The organism is Cupriavidus sp. R6-3 (genome assembly GCF_059772245.1).
On sequence record NZ_JCBAJO010000076.1, the window covers coordinates 1 to 19,877 of the forward strand.

Here is a 19,877-nt window from a genome sequence, read left to right on the forward strand (position 1 = left end):
GCGTCGGCGCCAGCGCGCACAGCACGTTGGCGCCGGCCAGTGCCAGCAGCAAGGCGGCCAGCAGGTGCCGGCGATCGATCGAGCCCGCGCCGACCACGATCAGCGGGGCGAACAATGCCGCCAGCAGCGCGGGCGCGGACAGCATCAGGCCCGCGCTGCCGGCCGATACCTGCAGGCCCTGCGCGATCGGCGTCAGCAGGCCGACCGGCAGCATCTCGGTGGTGACGACGCCGAAGGTCGCCAGGCCGACCGCGCCCACCGCGGGCCAGCGGTTGTCCCTCGGCGCATGGGAAGCTGTTTGCGCCTGCGCGGCGCGGGAATCATCGTGTCGTGATGTATCGGCTTGGGTCATCGGCAATCGCTCCGTTATTGGCCCGGTCGTTGGCCTCGGCCATTGGCCCTGTCATTGGCCCGGCCATCGGCCCGGCCATCGGCTTCGTCATTGGCTTGTTCAATCGCGGGGGGGGGCCCGATTCGCCGGGCTGCCCGCGTGTCCGGCAAGCGTAATCGGTGCCAAGGCGGTGATAAAGTAGCCAACTTTCGCAACACTGGGGACGAATCGTGCCTAATGGGGAAGGCATCGCGCTCGATCACCTGGGCGATGTGCGCGCCTTCGTGCAGGTCGCGCAGGCGCACAGCTTCACGCTGGCGGCGCAACGGCTGGGGATCTCGCGCTCGGCGGTCGGCAAATGCATCGCCCGGCTGGAAGCGGCACTGGCCGCGCGCCTGCTGCAGCGGACCACGCGCAGCGTCAGCCTGACCGACGAGGGCCGCCTGTTCTACGAGCATGCGGTGCGCATCCTCGCGGAGGTCGACGAAGCGCAGGCCGCGCTGGCCTGGCGCAACGAGGTGCCGCGCGGCCGCCTGCGCATCGATCTGCCGGTCACCCTCGGCCGCCTGCACATCGTGCCGATCCTGCGCCGGTATCTGGCGCAATGGCCCGAGCTGCGGGCCGAGGTGTCCTTCTCCGACGAATACAGCGATCTGGTGCGCGACGGCATCGACCTCGCGATCCGCGTCGGCGGCGAGCACGACAGCGGGCTGATCCGCCGCGTGCTGGCGCCGCACCGGCTGGTGACCTGCGCCACGCCGAGCTATCTGGCGGCGCACGGCACGCCCAGGACGCTGGACGATATCGCGCGCCACGACACCATCGTCTATACCCACGCCGGCATGGCCCCGCCGTGGCGCTTCACGGTCGACGGCCGCCCTTGCACGCTGGCGATCGAGGGACGCTGGCGCATGAACAATACGGAGGCGATGCGCGACCTGGCGCTGGCGGATGCCGGGCTGGTGCAGATCGCGGCCTTCCTGGTCGGCGGCGATCTGCGCGCGGGCACGCTGGTGCCGGTGCTGGAGGGGTTCACCGGTCCGGGGGCGCCGGTCTGCGCGGTCTATCCGAACCGGCGCCATCTGTCGCCGAAGGTGCGGCGGCTGATCGACGAGATCGATCGGGCATGGGCCGACGGGGCGCCGTGGAATTGAACAGGGGCATCGCCGTCGTCCCCGAGCCGAGACTTCAGCCCTCGCCCAGCAGCCCCTGCGCATCCAGAATCGCGTAGGCGATCTCGGGATGGCGTTCGAGACAGCGGCGGATCGCCGCGGGAATGGTCTGCCGGGTCTTCTTGCACAAACCGAGCTGGTCGGCCAGTTCGATGTTGAAGCCGCGCACGGTGCGCACGCCGTGAATGCTCGGCTCGATCGTCACCGTGATGCCAAGCAGCGCATGCATTTTCTCCTGCATGCGGCGCAGGTCGTCGAGCGTCTGCACGTCTTCCAGCCGCGCGATCAGCCGTTTCTCTTCCTCCTTGGTCAGCCGGAGCACGCGGATGTCCGCCTGCGGATCGTCGAGCAGCTGCTCGCGGCCGCAGACGCAGGCCCCGGGCGGGCACTCCTTGCGGATCGGAAAGGGGGCGTTCATGTCGACGCGGATCGAGGCGGGTGTGGCGCGATGGTGCTGGCTGGTGCTGGCTGGTGCTGGCGTTGCGGGATGGCGGTGCCGAACGGCTCAAGGCACGGGTCAAGGCACGGGCCAAACCACGGGCCGGCGCACAGCCCAGGCACAGGCGATGCAAAGGCCGCATGGCGGCGGGGAGCCCGTAGCCGGGGCATTATAGCGGCCTCGGCGATCGCCCGCGCCGGCGGCCGGGGCAGTACAATGCCGTCCGTTTCCACCGCTTACCGCCGTTCGGCGCCGCCCGCCGGCGCGGCACGGACGCTCTCCCTCATGTCAAATCTGATCGTGCATGGCGGCACGCCGCTGCGTGGCCGCATCGTACCCTCCGCCAACAAGAACGCCGTGCTGCCGGTGCTGTGCGCCACCTTGCTGACCGACCAGCCGGTGCGGCTGCACGGCGTGCCCGACATCACCGACGTGCGCAAGATCCTCGATATCTTCCGCACGCTCGGCAGCGATGTCCGCATGGACCATGACAGCGGCACGCTGGACCTGCATCACCGCGATACCGTCTTCGATCCCGCCCGCCACCATCTGCCCGAGGAAATGCGTTCCTCGATCATGCTGGTGCCGCCGCTGCTGAGCCGCTTCGGCGTCGCGCGGCTCGAGGACAACGTCAAGGGCTGCACGCTGGGCGTGCGCGAGATCGATCCGCACGTCGAGATCTTCCGCCGCTTCGGCGGCGAGGTCGAACGCGCCGAGGGCTCGCTGCTGCTGCACAGCGAGGGCCCGCTGCGGCCGATCGACCATTGGCTCGACTACGCGTCGGTCACCACCACCGAGAACTTCGTGATGTGCGCGGCCGCGGCCGGCGGCACCTCGACGCTGACCAACGCCGCGTCCGAGCCGCACGTGCAGGAGTTCTGCCGCTTCATGACGATGATGGGCGCGCGCATCGAGGGCATCGGCACCTCGCGCGTGACCGTGCATGGCGGCGAGAAGCTCGGCGGAGGCGAGTTCACCTTCGACGAGGACTTCCACGAGATCACGACCTTTCTCGCGCTCGGTGCGATCACCAATGGCGACGTGGTGGTGCGCAACGGCGCGCCGGCGAATTTCCCGCTGATCGATCGGACCTTCGAGAAGTTCGGCGTGCGCATCGTGCACGAGGACGGCTGGTCGCGCGCGGAGCGCTCGGGCCCGCTGCAGGTGCAGACGCCCTTCACCAGCAATGTGCTGACCAAGGTCGAGGCCGCGCCGTGGCCCTACTTCCCGGTCGACCTGCTGCCGATCTTCATCGCGCTGGGCGTGCGGGCGCAGGGCAATGCGATGTTCTGGAACAAGGTCTACGACAGCGCGCTCGGCTGGACCAGCGAGCTGTCGAAGTTCGGCGCGCATGTGTTCTCGTCGGACCCGCACCGCTTGATTACCTTCGGCGGCAACACGCTGGCGCCGGCCGTGGTGGAAAGCCCCTACATCATTCGCGTCGCCATCGCGCTGTTCATGGTGGCCGCCAGCATCGACGGCCGCTCGGAGATCCGCAACGCGGCGCCGATCCGGCGCGCGCATCCGCGCTTCGTCGAGAACCTGCGCAGCCTCGGCGTGCAGGTGGAGTGGACCGACGGCGAGTAGGACCGCCAACGAACCGGCCGACGAGACGGTCACCAAAACGACAAGCGAGAGGGCAAATCAGCCGTCCGCCTTCGCAATGCAATGTGGCGGCCCGCAAGGCCGCCACATTGCCATCTCCCGCCGCTATTTGCCGCTGTTTGCGGCCCTGTGCTGCGCTGTTCCGCTATTTCGCCCAGCGCAGCACCAGCGGATCGAGCCGCCGCGCGATCGCGATCAGTTCCCTGCGCGTTGCCGGATGCATCGGTGGCAGCGGGTGGCGCGGCGCCTCGCAGGCGATCACGCCGCCCTCCTTCATCAGCGCCTTGGCCGCGAGGATGCCCGCCTGCCGGTTCTCGTGGTTGATCAGCGGCAGCCAGCGCTGGTACAGCGCGAAGGCCAGGTCGGCATCGCCCTGGCGGTGCGCCTCGATGATCGGCCGGATGCCGTCCGGAAAGCCGCCGCCGGTCATCGCGCCGGTGGCACCGGCCTCCAGGTCGGCCAGCAGCGTGATCGCTTCCTCGCCGTCCCACGGCCCTTCCACCGCGTCGCCGCCCAGCCGGATCAGCTCGCGCAGCTTGTTGGCCGCACCCGGCGTCTCGATCTTGAAGTAGGCCACCTGCTCGATCTCGCGGGCCATGCGTGCGAGCAACGGCGCCGACAGCACGGTGCCGCTGGCCGGCGCGTCCTGGATCATGATCGGGATACGGATCGCGTCCGACAGCCGCGCGTAGAACTCGTGGATCTGCGCCTCGGGCACGCGGAACGTCGCGCCGTGGTAGGGCGGCATCACCATCACCATTGCGGCGCCCATCTGCTGCGCGCGCCGGCTGCGCGCGATGCAGACCTCCGTACTGTAGTGCGTGGTGGTGACGATCACCGGCACCCTGCCCCGCACATGCTCGAGCACGGTGCGCGTCAGCAACTCGCGCTCGTCGTCCGACAGCGCGAACTGCTCGGAGAAATTGGCCAGGATGCACAGGCCGTCCGCGCCGGCGTCGATCATGAAGTCGACCGCGCGCTTCTGGCTGGGCAGATCGAGCTCGCCGGTTTCGGTGAAGGTGGTCGGCACCACCGGGAAGATGCCGCGGTAGCGCGGCGAGGTGCGGGTGTAAGACATATGCAGGGCTTGCCGTATCAGCGCGGCGTGCGCGGCTCGAGCGCGGCGCGTACCACGAAGGTCATGAGCACCGCGAACACCAGCATCGCGGCGAGGAAATAGAGGCCGGCGGCGAGGCTTCCGGTCGCGTCCTTGATCAGGCCGATGCCGTAAGGACCGAGATAGCCGCCCAGATTGGCCAGCGAATTGATGGTGGCGATGCCGACCGCGGCGCTGGCGCCGGTCAGGAACTGCCCCGGCAGCGCCCACACCACTGCCTGGATCGAATAGATCGAGAACGCCGTCAGGCAGATGAACAGGAACTGCAGCGCGGGCGTCTGCACCCAGGCGCTCGCCGCCATCGTCAGCGCGGCCGCGCTCGACACCACCACGATGTGCCAGTAGCGCTCGCCCTTGCGGTCCGAATGGCGCGGCACCAGATACAGGCCCACCACCGCGAACAGATACGGCACCGCCGACAGCAGGCCGGTACTCGCATCGGTGACGCCGAACTGCTTGATGATCGTCGGCAGCCACAGCGACAGGCCGTAGATGCTCAGCGGAAACGGCAGGAACAGCAGCGACAGCAGCAGCACGCGCTTGTCCTTCAGCGCCTTCAGCGGGTTGCCGTGCGACTTCAGCGCGAAGGTCTTCTGGTCCGCGGCGAGTTCGCGCTCGATCCAGGCACGGTCGCGCGCCGACAGCCATTTGGCGTCAGCCGGGGACTCCGGCACCAGCCGCAGCGTCGGCAGGCACAGCAGCACCGCGGGCAGGCCGCTGACGACGAACAGCGTCTGCCAGTTCGACATGCCGAACAGCCCCGGCGTCGACAGCACCCAGCCGGCGATCGGGCCGGTGACGATCAGCGCGATCGGCTGCGCCAGTACCAGCAGGCCGATGATGCGGGCGCGATGCCGCATCGGGAACCACTTGGTCAGGAAATACAGGATGCCGGGATAGAGCCCCGCTTCGGCCGCGCCCAGCAGAAAGCGCAGCACGTAGAAGGTGGTGGCGTTGTGGATCAGCGCCATCGCCATCGTGATCAGGCCCCAGGTCAGCAGGATGCGGGCGAACCAGCGGCGCGCGCCGAAGCGCTCCAGCGCCAGGTTGCTGGGCACCTCGCACAGGAAATAGCCGATGAAGAACAGCCCCGCACCGAGGCCATAGGCGGCATCGCTGATGCCGACCGCGGCGTTCATATGCAGCTTGGCGAAGCCGACCACCGAGCGGTCGATGTAGGCGACCACGTAGATCAGCGCGAGGAACGGGATCAGCTTGCGGGTCAGCATGCCGATGATGCGGGACTCTTCGGCTGGGGCGGTGTCGGCGCTGTCGTGGGGCAGCGGCACGGGCTGCGGCATGGACTGCGGCACGGGCTGATCCAGCCCGGCCGTGGAATGGCTGTTCATATCGGTCTCCTCACATTGTTCTGCATGTTGTGAATATCGGGATGGGTCTCGATGCGCAGGGGTCAGGCCGGCGTGGCCACCGCCTCCACCTTGCCGCCGACGCGGCGCCGCAGCCCGAGCGGGTTGCCGTCGCGCAAGGCGTCGGGCAGCAGCGCATCGGGCAGGTTCTGATAGCAGACAGGACGCAGGAAGCGTTCGATCGCGGCGGTGCCGACCGAGGTGCTGCGCCCGTCCGATGTCGCCGGAAACGGCCCGCCATGGACCATCGCATCGCACACTTCGACGCCGGTCGGAAAGCCGTTCGCCAGGATGCGGCCGGCCTTGCGCTCCAGCACCGGCAACAACGCGCGGGCGGCGTCGTGGTCCGCGTCGTCCAGATGCAGCGTCGCGGTCAGCTGCCCTTCGCCCTGCTCCAGCACCCGGCGCAGCTGGTCGGCGTCCTCGCATTCGACCAGCACGCTGCACGGGCCGAAGCATTCCTCGGCGAGCCGCGCGTCCGCCAGCAGATCAGCGGCGTGCACGCGGAACAGGCTCGCGGTGGCACGGCCCGCGACGTTGGCACCTTGCGCCACCGTGGTGACCGCCGGATGCGAGGCCAGGCGTTCGACGCCTTCGGCATAGGCGCGCGCAATACCGGCGGTCAGCATCACGCCGGCGGGCACGGCGGCGATCGCGCTGGCCGCCGCGGCGACGAAGCGCTCGAACGCTTCGCCGCCGCCCGCCAGCACGAGGCCCGGATTGGTGCAGAACTGACCGCAGCCCAGCGTCACCGAGGCGACGAAGTCGCGCGCCAGCGCTTGGCCGCGCCGTGCCAGTGCGGCGGGCAGCAGGATATTCGGATTGACGCTGCTCATCTCGGCATACACGGGAATGGGTGCGGGCCGTGCGGCGGCGATCGCCATCAGCGCGAGGCCGCCGCTGCGCGAGCCGGTGAAGCCGACCGCCTGGATGGCCGGATGCGCGACCAGTGCCGCGCCGACCGCGTGGCCGGCATCGAACAGCAGCGAGAACACGCCTTCGGGCAGACCCGCCGCGGCCACCGCCTGCTGCACCGCAAGGCCGACCAGTTCGGAGGTGCCTGGGTGAGCGGGATGGGCCTTGACCACCACGGGACAGCCCGCCGCCAGCGCCGACGCGGTATCGCCGCCGGCGACCGAGAATGCCAGCGGGAAATTGCTGGCGCCGAACACGGCCACGGGACCGATGCCGATGCGCCGCAGCCGCAGATCGGTGCGCGGCGGCTGGCGCTGCGGCAGGGCCGGTTCGATGCGGGCATCCCAAGCGTCGCCGCTGCGCACGAGCGCCGCGAACATGCGCAATTGGCCGGTGGTGCGGGCGCGCTCGCCCTCGAGCCGGGCGCGCGGCAGGCCGGTTTCGTCCATCGCGCGCAGGATCAGCGCATCGCCGATCGCTTCGATGCGCGCGGCAATATCGTCGAGGAACGCGGCGCGGGCTTCGTCGGGCAGCGCACGGTAGGTATCGAACGCCCGCGCGGCCAGCGTGCAGGCCTCGTCTACGTCGGCAAGCGAGGCGCCGTGAAAAGCGGGATCGGCGATGATCTCGCCGCTGGCCGCATGCACCGCGTGGAAGGCCTCGCCGCTGCCGCGCCGCGCGCTGGCGCCGATCAGTTGATGGCCGGTCAATGGCATGGCGTGTGCTCCTGGTTGCCGTTCATGGGTTGCCGTTCATGGGTTGCCGTGCATGGGTTGCCGTGCATGCGTTGCCGTGCCATGCGCGCTCAATGCGAGTGGCGTGGCACATCGGCACCACGGCAGCCCACCAGGAAATCGAGATCGCAACCCTGGTCCGCCTGCAGCACGTGGTCGACATAGAGCCGTTGATAGCCCCCCTCGCCCGCGCGGCCCTCGGGCTTCGGCGGCCGGAACATCTCCATGCGGTCCGCCAGTTCCTCGGTCGGGATGTCCAGATGCAGCGTGCCCGCCTCGCAGTCGAGTTCGATCCAGTCGCCGTCCCGCACCGCCGCCAGCGGACCGCCCGCCGCGGCCTCCGGCGCGACATGCAGCACCACGGTGCCGTAGGCCGTGCCGCTCATGCGCGCATCGGAGATCCGCACCATGTCCTTGACGCCCTGCCGCAGCAGCTTCGGCGGCAGGCCCATGTTGCCGACCTCGGCCATGCCGGGATAACCCTTGGGCCCGCAGTTCTTCATCACCAGCACCGAGCTGGCGTCGACCTCGAGCGATTCGTCGACGATGCGGGCCTTGTAGTGCTCCAGGTTCTCGAACACCACCGCGCGGCCGCGGTGCTTCAGCAGCGAAGGCGTGGCCGCCGAGGGCTTGAGGACCGCGCCGCGCGGGGCCAGGTTGCCGCGCAGCACGCGGATGCTGCCGTCGGCGATCAGCGGCCGATCGAGCGGGCGGATCACCTCGTCGTTGAAGTTCGGCGCGTCCTTGACGTTGTCCCACAGCGTCCTGCCGTTGACGGTCAGCGCGCCCGGATGCGGCAGCAGGCCGCCCTCGCCGAGCCGGCGCAGCACCGCGGGCAGGCCGCCGGCGTAGTAGAACTCCTCCATCAGGAAGCGCCCCGACGGCATCAGGTCGACGATGGTCGGGGTATCGCGGCCGATGCGGGTCCAGTCCTCCAGTTCCAGCGGCACGCCGATGCGGCCGGCGATCGCCTTCAGGTGGATCACGGCGTTGGTGGAACCGCCGATCGCGGCATTGGTGCGGATCGCGTTCTCGAAGGCCTCGCGCGTCAGGATCTTCGACAGGCACAGCCCTTCCCGGGCCATCTCGACGATGCGGATGCCGGACATGTGGGCCAGCACGTAGCGGCGCGCATCGACTGCGGGAATCGCCGCGTTGTGCGGCAGCGTGGTGCCGAGCGCCTCGGCCATGCAGGCCATCGTCGAGGCGGTGCCCATCGTGTTGCAGGTGCCGGCCGAGCGCGACATGCCGGCCTCGGCCGACAGGAAATGGTGCAGGTCGATCTCGCCCGCCTTCAGCGATTCGTGCAGCTGCCACACCGCGGTGCCGGAGCCGATGTCCTTGCCGTCGAGCTTGCCGTTGAGCATCGGCCCGCCGCTGACGACGATCGCGGGCACATCGCAGCTGGCCGCGCCCATCAGCAGCGCCGGCGTGGTCTTGTCGCAGCCGGCCAGCAGCACGACGGCATCGACAGGATTGCCGCGAATCGCTTCCTCGACGTCCATCGCGGCCAGATTGCGCGTCAGCATCGCGGTCGGCCGCAGATTCGATTCGCCATTCGAGAACACCGGGAATTCGACCGGAAAGCCGCCGGCTTCAAAGACGCCGCGCTTGACGTGCTCGGCCAGCTTGCGGAAATGCGCATTGCACGGCGTCAATTCCGACCAGGTATTGCAAATGCCGATGATGGGCCGGCCATCGAATTCATGATTGGGAATGCCCTGGTTTTTCATCCAGCTGCGGTACATGAAGCCGTTCTTGTCGGCGGTGCCGAACCATTGGGCGGAGCGGAGCTTGGGTTTTGAATCCGGCATGGAAATTCCTGAATGCGGCGGGACGAACGCCGGCCCGCGGCAATGGCCGCGCGGCGGGGGACGTCATCGGGATTTGGGGGCAGCTGAGGGTGTCTCCTGGCTGCGTCGCGCCTTGGGCGATCGGTTTTGTTTTCGACAGGCGGCAGTGTACAAACCGATCGGATATCCTTCTAATGAAAATTCACGCCATTGCGATATCGAATCAGATATCCGTGTTAACCCGATGCCGACTTCCCCGCCCTGGTATATCCGCGCCCGCCTGAAAACCCGCCAATTGCTGCTGCTGGTGGCATTGGCCGAGGAAGGCAATATTCATCGCGCCGCGGCGGTCCTGAACATGACGCAGCCCGCCGCATCGAAGCTGCTGCGCGAACTCGAGGAAATGCTCGGCGTGCCGCTGTTCGAACGGCTGCCGCGCGGCATGCGGCCAACGTTGTATGGCGACGCGATGATCCGCCACGCACGGGCCGTGGTCGGCAGCCTCGATCAGGCGCAGCAGGAAGTGATGGGCCTGCGCGCGGGCCGCCTCGGCCATGTCGCGGTCGGCGCGATCACCTCGCCCGCGGTCAAGCTGCTGCCGCCCGCGGTGGCCGAGCTCAAGCGCGACAACCCCGGGCTGCGCGTCTCGCTGGAGATCGAGAACAGCAACGTGCTGCTGGAGCGCCTGGCGCAGGACAAGCTCGATCTGGTGGTGGCCCGGCTGTTCGCCGAACACGACAAGCTGCAGCTGCGCTACGAACCACTGGCCGGCGAGCCGGTCTGCGTGGTGGCGCGCTGCGGCCATCCGCTGCTGGACGCGCCGGCACTGTCGCTGGCCGATCTGCAGCCGGCGACGTGGATCGTTCCGCCGGCCGGCAGCGTGCTGCGCCATCGCTTCGACCTGATGTTCCAGCGCGCCAGCCTGGTGCCGCCGACCAATGTGGTCGAGACCGCCGCGCTGCTGTTCGTCACGCAGATGATCGAGCAGAGCGACATGCTGGCGGTACTGGCCGCCGATGTCGCCGAGTACTATGCGCGCCACGGCATGGTGGCCATCCTGCCGCTGGACGTTCCCTGCCATATGGACGACTTCGGCATCATCACGCGCACCGACCGGCTGCTGTCGCCGGCCGCCACGCTGATGGTCGAGGCGCTGCGGACCGCTGGCCGCGTGGTCTATGCCAACGCGAATGCCAATGTCAATCCCAATGTCAATGCCAATGGCCACGCCGCCCGCGACCGGCATTGAGCCCTGATCCATTTCGACGCGCGAAGACATGGCACGACACCGTCACGCAATGGAGCTGCCCTCCATCGGCAAGCTGGACCGGTCCGCCGGACAGCTCGGCAGACAGCTGTCGCGGTTGCTGCGCGAGGCGATCCGGCGAGGGGAACTGAAACCGGGCGAGCTGCTGCCATCGACGCGCCATCTGGCGAGCTCGCTGGCCGTGTCGCGCGGGACCGTGCTGGAGGCGTTCGAGCAGCTGATTGCCGAGGGCTATCTCGAAGCCCAGGCCGGCGCCGGCACCAGGGTTGCGACGGCGTTATCCGATGCGCCGCAGCGCCGTACGCCGGCCCGCCATGTCGATGCGCCGGCGGCTCCGGTGCGATTGAGCACACGGGCCGCGGCCTTCGCCGACGTCGCGCGGCAATTCGCGCCGCTGCCGCCCGTGCCCTTTGCGGTTTCGGTGCCGGTGGGCCCCACCGCGCCCGACGACGCATGGCGCCGGCTGGGCAATCGCACGCGAGCGCTGCGTGCGGCAGCACCCTCCGGTTACGACGATCCCCAAGGTGTGCCGGCGCTCCGCTGCGCGATTGCCGACTACGTGCGCCGGTCCCGCTCGGTCCACTGCACGCCGGAGCAGGTGATCGTCACCTCCGGCACGCAGCAGGGCCTCTACCTGTCCTGCCAGGTACTGCTCGACGCCGATGACCTTGCGTGGGTCGAAGATCCAGCCTACCGCGGCATCACCGGCATCCTGGAGAGCACGGGACACCGGCGCGGCATGGTCCGCGTACCGGTCGACGAGGCCGGCATGGACATCGAAGCGGCCCGCGCGATGGCCGAGCGCGCGCGCGTGGCCTTCGTCACGCCCTCGCATCAATATCCGCTGGGCATGCCGCTGACGATGGCGAGAAGAAACGCGCTGCTGGCCTGGGCGCGCGCCAATGGGTCCTGGATCGTCGAGGACGACTACGACAGCGAATTGCGCTACGTCGGCCATCCCTTTCCCTCGCTGCAGGGACTCGCGCCCGACCGCGTGGTCTATCTGGGCACCTTCAGCAAGATCCTCTTCCCTTCGCTGCGGCTCGGCTATGCCATCGTTCCGCAGGCGCTGGTGCCGGCGTTCTGCGGCGCCCGTGTCCTGATCGACCGGCATTCGCCCAGCGCCGACCAGCATGTGCTGGCGGCATTCATCGACGAAGGACACCTCGACCGGCATATCCGCCGAGTCCGGCTGGTCTATGCGGACCGGCGCCAGCATCTGATCGCGGCAATCGCGCGCTGGATACCGTCCGAGCTGGCCTGGCTCCAGCCCGGGGACCAGGGCATGCACCTGGTGCTGTGGCTCGGCGAGGGGTGGGACGACCAGTGGATTGCCTCGCTCGCGATGGAGGCGGGCGTGGCGGTCAGGCCGGTGTCGCCGATGTACTCGAGCGGAAACGCGCGCCCGGGCCTGGTGCTCGGACTCGGCGGCTACACCGACGAGCAGATCGACGCGGCGGTCAAGAAACTGGCCAAGGTACTCGGGTCCGCTGCCCGGACCAGGGGCGTATTCCCGGCCAGCTGAAAAAAGAAACACCCGGCGAAGGCTTGGGCGGACTCCCTCGGATCAGCCATTACCCCGAATACTGGTCCATTCGAATACCTCCAGAATGGCTCTTTCTTCCGGCCGGCTACGGGCCGATCATGGAGCATGGACGAGGTCCACCGGTGAGGTCCACCCCTGAGGTCGCCCCCTGAGGCCCGTCCGTCGCCACGCCAATCCCTTTCGCCATTCGAGACCCGTTCGAGACCATGTACATCCCCTCCCATTTCGAAGTGCAGGACGTCGACGCGCTGCATCGCCTGATGCGTCAGCATCCATTCGCGATGCTGGTCACGCATGGCCCGAATGGCCTGGACGCCAACCATCTCCCGTTCGAGCTGGACCTGTCCGCCGGCCGGAACGGCACGCTGCGCGCCCATGTCGCCAGGGCGAATCCGGTGTGGCAGGACGTGCGGAACGGCGACGAGGTGATGGTCGTGTTCCGCGCCGAGGATGGCTACATCACGCCGACGTGGTTCCCGAGCAAGCACGAGACCCACAAGCAGGTGCCGACGTGGAACTACCGGGTGGTCCATGCCCATGGCAGGATCACGATCCGCGATGAGGAACGGTACGTCCGGGGCGTGGTGGCGCGCCTGACCCGCGCGCACGAGGCCTCGCGGCCGCAGGCGTGGAAGATGACGGACGCGCCGGCGGACTACATCGATACGATGCTGAAGGCGATCGTCGGCATCGAGATCGACATCACGCGGCTGGTCGGCAAGTTCAAGCTGAGCCAGAATCGCGAACTGCGCGACAAGCTCGGCGCGGCCGAGGCGCTGAAGCAGCAAGGCGACGTCGCGCTCGGCCAGGCGATGCTCGATGCCATCGCGGAGCCACGGGACCGCGACACCCCATAACGGCCATGGAGCCAGGCGGATCCCGGCTGGCGCGGCGAACTCGACGGAGAAACGGCATGGATCCGGTCACCGGGCCGCGCAACGACGCGGCGCACACATCGGCCCACACATCCACGCACACATCGAACAACATCGGCCCCCTCGACTACCGCAAATTCCGCGCGCTGGACCTGAACCTGCTGGTCGCCTTCGATGCGCTGGCGAGCCAGCGCTCGGTCAGCGGCGCGGCCCGGCAACTGTTCCTCGGGCAGCCCGCGGTCAGTCATATGCTGGCCCGGCTGCGGCGGCTGTTCGACGATCCGCTGTTCGTGCGCGGCGCCAGGGGCATGGAGCCGACCGCCAAGGCCATGGCGCTGGTCGAACCGGTACGCGCGCTGCTGAACGAGGCCTATGGCCTGGTACGCCCGGCCGGCGAGTTCGATCCCTCGTCGGCGCAGGCGTGCCTGCGCATCGCGCTGCCGGAACCGCTGGAGGCGATGCTGCTGCCGGTGCTGTGTGCCGCGCTGGCGCGCGAAGCGCCGTCGATCCGGCTGGTGTCGCGCGCGATGCCGGCCGCCCGCATGCCGGACGCCCTCGACGCCCGCGAGATCGATTTGGCGGTCACCGGCGTGCCGCTCCCGACGAAGGACTGGCATCGCAGCGCGGACCTGCATCGTTGCGATCTGGTCTGCGCTCACGCGCCCGCGCAACTGCCGTTGCCGGCCAGCGTCGGCGCGGACGAACTGCGCACGCTGCAGGCCATCGGCCTGTCGCATGCGATCGCGCTCGGCTCGGCCGGCAACGCCTTTCTCGGCCAGTTGCAGCACACCGGCGCGATGCCCACCGAAGTCGAGAGCCTGCTGACGCTGAGCCGGCTGCTGCAGGCCGCCCCGGTGGTCGCGGTGTTGCCCGCCGTGGTCGCGCCGCTGATCGTGCGGCAAGGCGCGCTGGCCTGCGTGCCGGTGCGCGGCACCGAGGACACCGTCGCGATCCGGCTGCACTGGCACGGCGGTGCCGAGTGCGATCCGGTGCATCGCTACGTGCGCCAGCACCTCGTCGACGCCTTCACCGCGATGCTCGCGCCGCCGGAAGACTGACAGTGCCGGACGCCCGCCGCGGCGGGCACGTCCCCATCGAAACGCCGCATGGGGGCCATCGAATCGTTCGATTTCCCCTGCGTGACGGCCCTGCCTATAGTCGTGCCACTTCCACCACGAGGCGGCATGCAACAATGCCGGGCCCACGATGACGTTTCGGTTCTACCCCAGTTCGATCGCGCTGGCGATCGCGGCGGCCGCCCTGTCCGGCTGCGCCACCAGGCAAGGCGACGGCGGCGGCGACGCTGCCACCGCCACCACGTCCACACCGGCGCCCGCGCCGATCGGCATGAGCCTGAGCGATATCAATCACCGGCATCCGATGCTCGAAGAGGATTCGCCACCCCGACGCGGCGTCCGCCTGAACGACGCCTTCGTCGATCGCTAGCGGCGCGGAGCAAATCGCATGGCGACCCAGGCAAAGGTCCCGGGCCCTTCCCGACGGCCATCGTGGCGCTTGGCGCAAGGCCCATCGCGGCGAACGATGCTGGTCTCGCTGTCGATCGCCGGCGCGCTGCTGGCCGGCTACGGCGGCTATCGCTGGTGGCAGCACCGCCAGCACACGGTGACCAGCGACAACGCCTATGTCCGCGCCGACGTCACGGCGGTGGCGCCGCGCGTGGCCGGCTATGTGCGCGCTGTCGCGGTCGACGACAATCAGCCAGTGCGCGCGGGCGACGTGCTGTTCCGCATCGACGACGCCGATTATCTGGCGCGCGTCGGCCAGGCGGAAGCCGATGTGCGCGCGCGCCGCGCGGCGCTGGCCACGCTGGAGCGCCAGCATCGGCTGCAGCAGGCGCAGATCCGGCAGGCGCAGGCAGCGCTGCGCATCCGCCAGTCGGCCACGCACCGCGCGGCGCTCGATCATCGGCGCCACGCGCAGCTGCTGGAGGTGCACGCCAGCAGCCGCCAGGCCTATGAGCTGGCGCGCGCCGAGGCCGAACAGGCGGCGGCCGCCGAGCAAGGCGCGCTGGCCCACCTCGATGCCGAGCGCCGCCGTCTGGACGTGATCGCCGCGCAGGTCGACGAGGCCAGGGCCGCCGAAGCGTCCGCACTGGCACGGCTGCAGCTGGCGCGCATCGATCTGGGCAATACCGTGGTGCGTGCGCCGGTCGACGGCGTCGTCGGCAATCGGCAGATTCGCGTCGGGCGCTACGTGCAGCCCGGCACCACGGCCCTCGCGCTGGTGCCGGTCGAGGCGTCCTGGGTCGTCGCCAACCTGAAGGAGACCGAGCTGCATCGCGTCCGCGTCGGCAGCCCGGTACGGATCGAGCTCGACAGCTATCCCGGCGTGCCGATCGACGGCACGGTCGTCAGCGTGTCGCCGGGCAGCGGCGCGCAGTTCGCGCTGCTGCCGCCGGACAACGCCACCGGCAACTTCACGAAGATCGTGCAGCACGTGCCGGTCAAGATCGTGCCGGCGCGCGGCGGTCCGCTGCACGGGAAGCTGGTGCCGGGGCTGTCGGCGGTGGTGTCGATCGATACGCGATCCGACGCGGCGGCCCGGGCGGCCCCTGCTGCCCCGGCGGCGCCGGTCGCACGGCAAGCCGCGCAGCGCCTCCCGCAGCAACTCGCGCAGCAGCTCGTGCAGGCCAGATGATGGACCGCCGCTTTGCCGCGCTGCTGGCGGCGGTGACGCTGCTCGCCCTGACCGACGCCATCAACGGCACGCTGATGATGGTCAATCGGGCGCATTTCGCCGGCGGGCTGCATGCGACGCTGGACGAGGCGGCGTGGCTCAACATCCTGTACTTCGCGGCGAAGCTGGCGGCGTTCGTGATCGCGGCCGCGGTGGCGCGCCGCTTCGGCGAGGCAGCGGTGCTGCGGTGGTCCGGCGTCCTGCTGGTGGCGTCGACCGCGGCCGCATCGCTGCCGCTCGATCTGGCGATGCTGGGCGCCTGCCGCTTCGTGCAGGGCGCTACCGCCGCGCTGATGCTCGCCACCGCGCAGGCGCTGCTGTTTCGCGATGCGCCGCCGCGCTGGGTGCCGCTGAGCCAGGCGGTGTTCGCGCTGGCGACCGTGATGGCGCCGACCACGCTGGCACCGCTGGCGCAGGGATGGGTCACCGATCATGGGTCCTGGCGCCTCGTGTTCCTGGCGGGTGTGCCATTCGGGCTGGCGGGGATCGGGCTGGCGCTGTTGGTCCTCCCTCGCGAGGCCACCGACCAGCGTATCGACGTGGGAAGCGCGGCGCTGCCGCACGGGCTCGATCCGATCGGTATCGCGCTGCTGACCGTCGCGTCGATCGCCACGGTATTCGTGCTGCAGGAAGGCAATCGTCACGACTGGCTGCACTCGCCACGGATCGTGCAGGCCGGACTGCTGGCCGGAGTGGCCTTGGTGCTGGCAGCATGGCGCCAGCGCCGGCGCGATGGCGCGCGCCAGCGCCGGTGCGATAGCCCACGCTGGCTGCAGGCGCGGCTGTTCCGCGACCCGCATTTCGCCTTCGGCTTCTGCGTCAGCTTCGTGGCCGGCTTCGCGCTGTTCGGCAGCGCCTTCCTGCTGCCCGCCTTCGCGCTCAACGTGCTGCGGCTGAGCCCAACCCATGCGGGCGATCTGCTGGTATCGAGCGCCGCCACCGCGTCGCTGGGCCTGCTGCTGGGCGGCGCGCTGGCGCAATACACGCGCGTGGCGCCGTTCAAGCTGATCCCGCTCGGCATCGTGCTGTTCATGCTGGCGATGGCCATGCTGTCGTATGCCACCGCGTACAGCGGCCTGCCCGACATGACCCCGCCGCTGCTGATCCGCGGCTTCGGCCTCGGGCTGATGTTCGTCTCGCTGACGCTGGTCACGCTGGGCGGACTGCCGGCGGCGCTGGCCTGCCAGGGCGCCGCGCTGTTCAACTTCGGCCGGCAATTCGGCGGACTGATCGGCATCGCCTTCCTGCAGACGTATCTGCACCATCGCCATGGCGCCGCGCGGGCCGCGCTGGTGCAGACGCTGCCGGTCGGCATGGATGCGCCGCTGGCCACGGGATCGATGGAAACGCCGCTGCGCCAGGCACTGTCGCACGCCGATCCCGCCGTGGCGATCGCCGCGACGCTGGAACCGCTGCTGGAGCGGCAGGCGGGCGCCCTCGCCTTCAACGCCGGCTTCCTGTCGCTGGCGCTGCTGTTTGTCGTGGCGATCCCCGTGCTGCTGGCGATCAAGGTGGCGCTGGGCCGCTACGCCAGCCACGACGCCGGGCTCACCGCCGCGCATTGAACGCGCCGGGGCTCGGGTTTCAGGGCGGCGGGCGCTGCCGCTACGTCCGCTCCGCGACGCCCGGCACATCGTGCGCCGGCGCGATTGCACGCTGCCATCGCACGGTCGCCAGCAGCGAGGCCAGCACGATCAGGCCGCCGCCGATCCAGCCGGACAGCGCGATCCGCTCGCCCAGCCACAGCCATGCGAACAGCGCGCCGAACGCGGGTTCGCTGCCCATCAGCAAGGCCACGCGCGTGGGGCTGCTGCGCTTGATCGCATAGTTCTGCGCAAAGAACGCGAACAGCGTGCAGGCGCCGACCAGGTACAGCAGGCACAGCCAGAAGGCGCCCTGCGCGCCGAAGCCGGGCAACGGCGGCAGCGGCCAGGTGGCGGCCCCGCCGGCCCATGCCATTGCCATAGCCACCGCCACGCTGCCGGCCGACACCACGCCGGCCTGCAGCGCGGTGACCGCCAGCGCGGGCGGGGGCTGCCGGCCCATGCTGTGCTTCATCGCGCAAACATAGATGGCCCGCAGCAGCGCGGCCAGCAGGATCAGCGCATCGCCGGGATGGAACGACAGCGACCCGGCACCGTCCGCCGCCAATATCCACGCGCCGCACAGCGACAGCAGCACCGCCGCCCATTCCAGACGGGTCGGCCGGCGCGACAGCAGCAGCCACTCGATGAGCGGGGTCAGCACCACGCACAGGCTGATCAGGAACGCCGCATTGGCCACGCGCGTCAGCAACAGGCCGAATGTCTCGCACAGGAAGATGCCGAGCAGCAGCACACCCGCGCCCGCTACGCGCGCCAGCGACGCCGCCGGTATGCCGCGCAGCCCGGCCAGCGTCGGCGACAGCAGCACGAAGGTCAGCCCGAAGCGCAGCGCGAGCAGGCCGAGCACCGGGTAGTGCTGCAGCGCCTGCTTGGCGACGCCGTAGCTGGTGCCCCATACCACGGCGACCCCGAGCAGCATCAGGTCGGACAACATCAGCAGGCGGGCTTGTTGGGCGGTCATGGCTTCGGGGATTCGGGGATTCGGGGATTCGGGGATTCGGGGATTCGGGGATTCGGGGATTCGGGGATTCGGGGATTCGGGAATTCGCGAAATCGGGAAATCGGGGAATCGGCGGATGCGCGGACAAGGAGATCGCGTTTCACGCATTGTCCGGTATTGCATCCAAGGTGATAATCCGCTCCATCCGCAAATCTTTGATGTCGCCGATTCATCAATCGCCGCGCCCGCCACGATGCATCAGAACACCCTGATCGCCCTGCTCCCCGACCTGGCCGTCTTCGCCCGCGTCGTCGACACCGGGAACTTCTCGCTGGCGGCCCGCCAGCTCGGCAGCACGCCATCGACCGTCAGCCGGCAGATCAAGCGGCTCGAGGAGGCGCTGGCCACGCGGCTGCTGGAACGCTCGACGCGCAAGGTCCGGGTAACAGAGGCCGGCGAACAGGTGGCGCGGTTCTGCCGCGACATGGTGGGCGCCGCGGCGGGCGCCGTCGATGCGGCCGGCCAGCTTGGCGGGCTGCCGCAGGGCCGCGTCACGCTGAGCGCGCCGGTGGCCTACGCCAAGACCGTGATCCACCCGCTGATCCCCGCGTTCCTGCGCCAGTACGAGCAGATCGACGTGCATCTGCGATTTTCCGACCAGAGCGTCGACCCGCTGGCCGACGAGGTCGATCTGGTGATCCGGCTGACCGACGATCCGCCGCCGGGGCTGGCGGGACGCCGGCTAGGCGCGGTGCGCTGGGTGTTATGCGCGTCGCCGCGCTACCTGCGCAAGCGCGGCGTACCGGCGCAGCCGCGGCAGCTGGCCGAGCACGACTGCCTGTTCCTCGGCGAGGTCGCCGACGACAATCGCTGGCGCTTTCGCCGCGGCACGGAAACGCAGACCGTCACGGTGCGCGGGCGCTATATCGCCAACCATGTCGGCGCGCGGCTCGAAGGTGCGCTGGGCAGCCTGGGGATTGCGGCCTTGCCGGACTTCGCCGCGCAGGCCGCACTGCAATCTGGCAAGTTGGTGCAGGTGCTGCCGGACTGGGACTTCCGTGCCCGCGCCTACCAGGGCGCGGTGTGGTTGCTGTATCCCCCCAAGCGCGTGATGCCGCCGAAGGTGCGCGTGCTGATCGATTATCTGGCGATGCGGCTGGGCGGGCAGGATATCGGCCCGCACGCGCCGGCTCCGACACGTCCGCGCCCGGCGAGGACTCAGCCCTCCGCTCGTTGACCGCTGCCAGGGGTGATTTCCCCGAGCCAGGGACTGCCGGCTGCCTCGCGCTTGCCGAGTCAATCGCTGGTACCATTCGGCCAACATGGGCCCACACGTGCGCACGTCCCTCCGGCGGCTTTGGCTGGCCGCATTCCTGCTGACCGCTTTCCTGACAGTCCAGCTGGCAGCGGCGGCGTACGCTTGCGCGGGCAGCCGGTACGCCGTCAGTACCGACCGGGACATGACGGGCATGATT

Annotated in this window: 16 protein-coding genes and 2 pseudogenes; 11 read left to right on the forward strand and 7 right to left on the reverse strand. The window is 69.5% G+C overall.

Translation table 11 applies throughout. The annotated features are described in order from the left end of the window. Window positions 1-352, reverse strand: a pseudogene (locus AC6EI8_RS13645) (MFS transporter); the annotation flags it as partial. A gap of 209 nt (window positions 353-561) precedes the next feature. Here AC6EI8_RS13645 and AC6EI8_RS13650 point away from each other — a divergent pair. After that, complete coding sequence (locus tag AC6EI8_RS13650) at window positions 562-1,485, forward strand: LysR family transcriptional regulator (RefSeq protein WP_498382174.1); 924 nt, start codon at window positions 562-564, stop codon at window positions 1,483-1,485. 34 nt (window positions 1,486-1,519) lie between these two features. On the opposite strand, the gene AC6EI8_RS13655 is transcribed toward AC6EI8_RS13650, so the two are convergent. Next, complete coding sequence (locus tag AC6EI8_RS13655; RefSeq protein WP_149316480.1) at window positions 1,520-1,921, reverse strand: hypothetical protein; 402 nt, start codon at window positions 1,919-1,921, stop codon at window positions 1,520-1,522. 306 nt (window positions 1,922-2,227) lie between these two features. Between AC6EI8_RS13655 and AC6EI8_RS13660 the strand changes: the two genes are divergently transcribed. Then, on the forward strand, window positions 2,228-3,529 hold the full coding sequence (locus AC6EI8_RS13660) for a UDP-N-acetylglucosamine 1-carboxyvinyltransferase (RefSeq protein WP_149316087.1): 1,302 nt from the start codon (window positions 2,228-2,230) through the stop codon (window positions 3,527-3,529). A gap of 163 nt (window positions 3,530-3,692) precedes the next feature. Here AC6EI8_RS13660 and AC6EI8_RS13665 read toward each other — a convergent pair whose 3' ends face one another. From AC6EI8_RS13665 to AC6EI8_RS13680, 4 genes are all read right to left on the reverse strand, one after another. Continuing rightward, on the reverse strand, window positions 3,693-4,625 hold the full coding sequence (locus AC6EI8_RS13665) for a dihydrodipicolinate synthase family protein (RefSeq protein ID WP_150083814.1): 933 nt from the start codon (window positions 4,623-4,625) through the stop codon (window positions 3,693-3,695). Window positions 4,626-4,642: 17 nt separating this feature from the next. Then, window positions 4,643-5,965 carry an MFS transporter gene (locus AC6EI8_RS13670; RefSeq protein ID WP_150083980.1) on the reverse strand — a complete coding sequence of 441 codons (1,323 nt, stop codon included), beginning with the start codon at window positions 5,963-5,965 and terminating at the stop codon, window positions 4,643-4,645. 110 nt (window positions 5,966-6,075) lie between these two features. After that, window positions 6,076-7,662: an aldehyde dehydrogenase (NADP(+)) gene (locus AC6EI8_RS13675; RefSeq protein WP_498382175.1), complete on the reverse strand. Its 1,587-nt coding sequence runs from the start codon at window positions 7,660-7,662 to the stop codon at window positions 6,076-6,078. 89 nt (window positions 7,663-7,751) lie between these two features. Beyond that, entirely contained in the window at window positions 7,752-9,494 is a 1,743-nt protein-coding gene (locus AC6EI8_RS13680) for an IlvD/Edd family dehydratase (protein WP_149316090.1), read from the reverse strand. A 223-nt stretch (window positions 9,495-9,717) separates the two neighbouring features. Between AC6EI8_RS13680 and AC6EI8_RS13685 the strand changes: the two genes are divergently transcribed. The 7 genes from AC6EI8_RS13685 to AC6EI8_RS13715 all read left to right on the forward strand — a co-directional run bounded on the left by AC6EI8_RS13685 (window position 9,718) and on the right by AC6EI8_RS13715 (window position 17,423). Further along, entirely contained in the window at window positions 9,718-10,722 is a 1,005-nt protein-coding gene (locus tag AC6EI8_RS13685; RefSeq protein WP_498382176.1) for a LysR family transcriptional regulator, read from the forward strand. A 28-nt stretch (window positions 10,723-10,750) separates the two neighbouring features. Beyond that, window positions 10,751-12,265: a MocR-like pyridoxine biosynthesis transcription factor PdxR gene (pdxR, locus tag AC6EI8_RS13690; RefSeq protein ID WP_498382177.1), complete on the forward strand. Its 1,515-nt coding sequence runs from the start codon at window positions 10,751-10,753 to the stop codon at window positions 12,263-12,265. A gap of 227 nt (window positions 12,266-12,492) precedes the next feature. Further along, on the forward strand, window positions 12,493-13,143 hold the full coding sequence (locus AC6EI8_RS13695; RefSeq protein WP_498382178.1) for an FMN-binding negative transcriptional regulator: 651 nt from the start codon (window positions 12,493-12,495) through the stop codon (window positions 13,141-13,143). A gap of 56 nt (window positions 13,144-13,199) precedes the next feature. After that, complete coding sequence (locus AC6EI8_RS13700) at window positions 13,200-14,219, forward strand: LysR family transcriptional regulator (RefSeq protein ID WP_498382179.1); 1,020 nt, start codon at window positions 13,200-13,202, stop codon at window positions 14,217-14,219. A 148-nt stretch (window positions 14,220-14,367) separates the two neighbouring features. After that, window positions 14,368-14,607 (forward strand): hypothetical protein, encoded by a 240-nt coding sequence (locus tag AC6EI8_RS13705; RefSeq protein ID WP_150083809.1) that lies wholly within the window; start codon window positions 14,368-14,370, stop codon window positions 14,605-14,607. Window positions 14,608-14,703: 96 nt separating this feature from the next. Beyond that, window positions 14,704-15,819 carry an HlyD family secretion protein gene (locus tag AC6EI8_RS13710; RefSeq protein WP_498382180.1) on the forward strand — a complete coding sequence of 372 codons (1,116 nt, stop codon included), beginning with the start codon at window positions 14,704-14,706 and terminating at the stop codon, window positions 15,817-15,819. Further along, window positions 15,816-17,423 (forward strand): MFS transporter, encoded by a 1,608-nt coding sequence (locus AC6EI8_RS13715; protein ID WP_498382181.1) that lies wholly within the window; start codon window positions 15,816-15,818, stop codon window positions 17,421-17,423. Before AC6EI8_RS13710 ends, AC6EI8_RS13715 begins: the two co-directional genes overlap by 4 nt. A 40-nt stretch (window positions 17,424-17,463) precedes the next feature. On the opposite strand, the gene AC6EI8_RS13720 is transcribed toward AC6EI8_RS13715, so the two are convergent. Then, window positions 17,464-18,423 carry a DMT family transporter gene (locus AC6EI8_RS13720; protein WP_498382182.1) on the reverse strand — a complete coding sequence of 320 codons (960 nt, stop codon included), beginning with the start codon at window positions 18,421-18,423 and terminating at the stop codon, window positions 17,464-17,466. Window positions 18,424-18,655: 232 nt separating this feature from the next. Between AC6EI8_RS13720 and AC6EI8_RS13725 the strand changes: the two genes are divergently transcribed. Beyond that, window positions 18,656-19,639 (forward strand): LysR family transcriptional regulator, encoded by a 984-nt coding sequence (locus tag AC6EI8_RS13725; RefSeq protein ID WP_498382183.1) that lies wholly within the window; start codon window positions 18,656-18,658, stop codon window positions 19,637-19,639. Window positions 19,640-19,736: 97 nt separating this feature from the next. Then, window positions 19,737-19,877: pseudogene (locus tag AC6EI8_RS13730) on the forward strand (copper resistance protein); the annotation flags it as partial.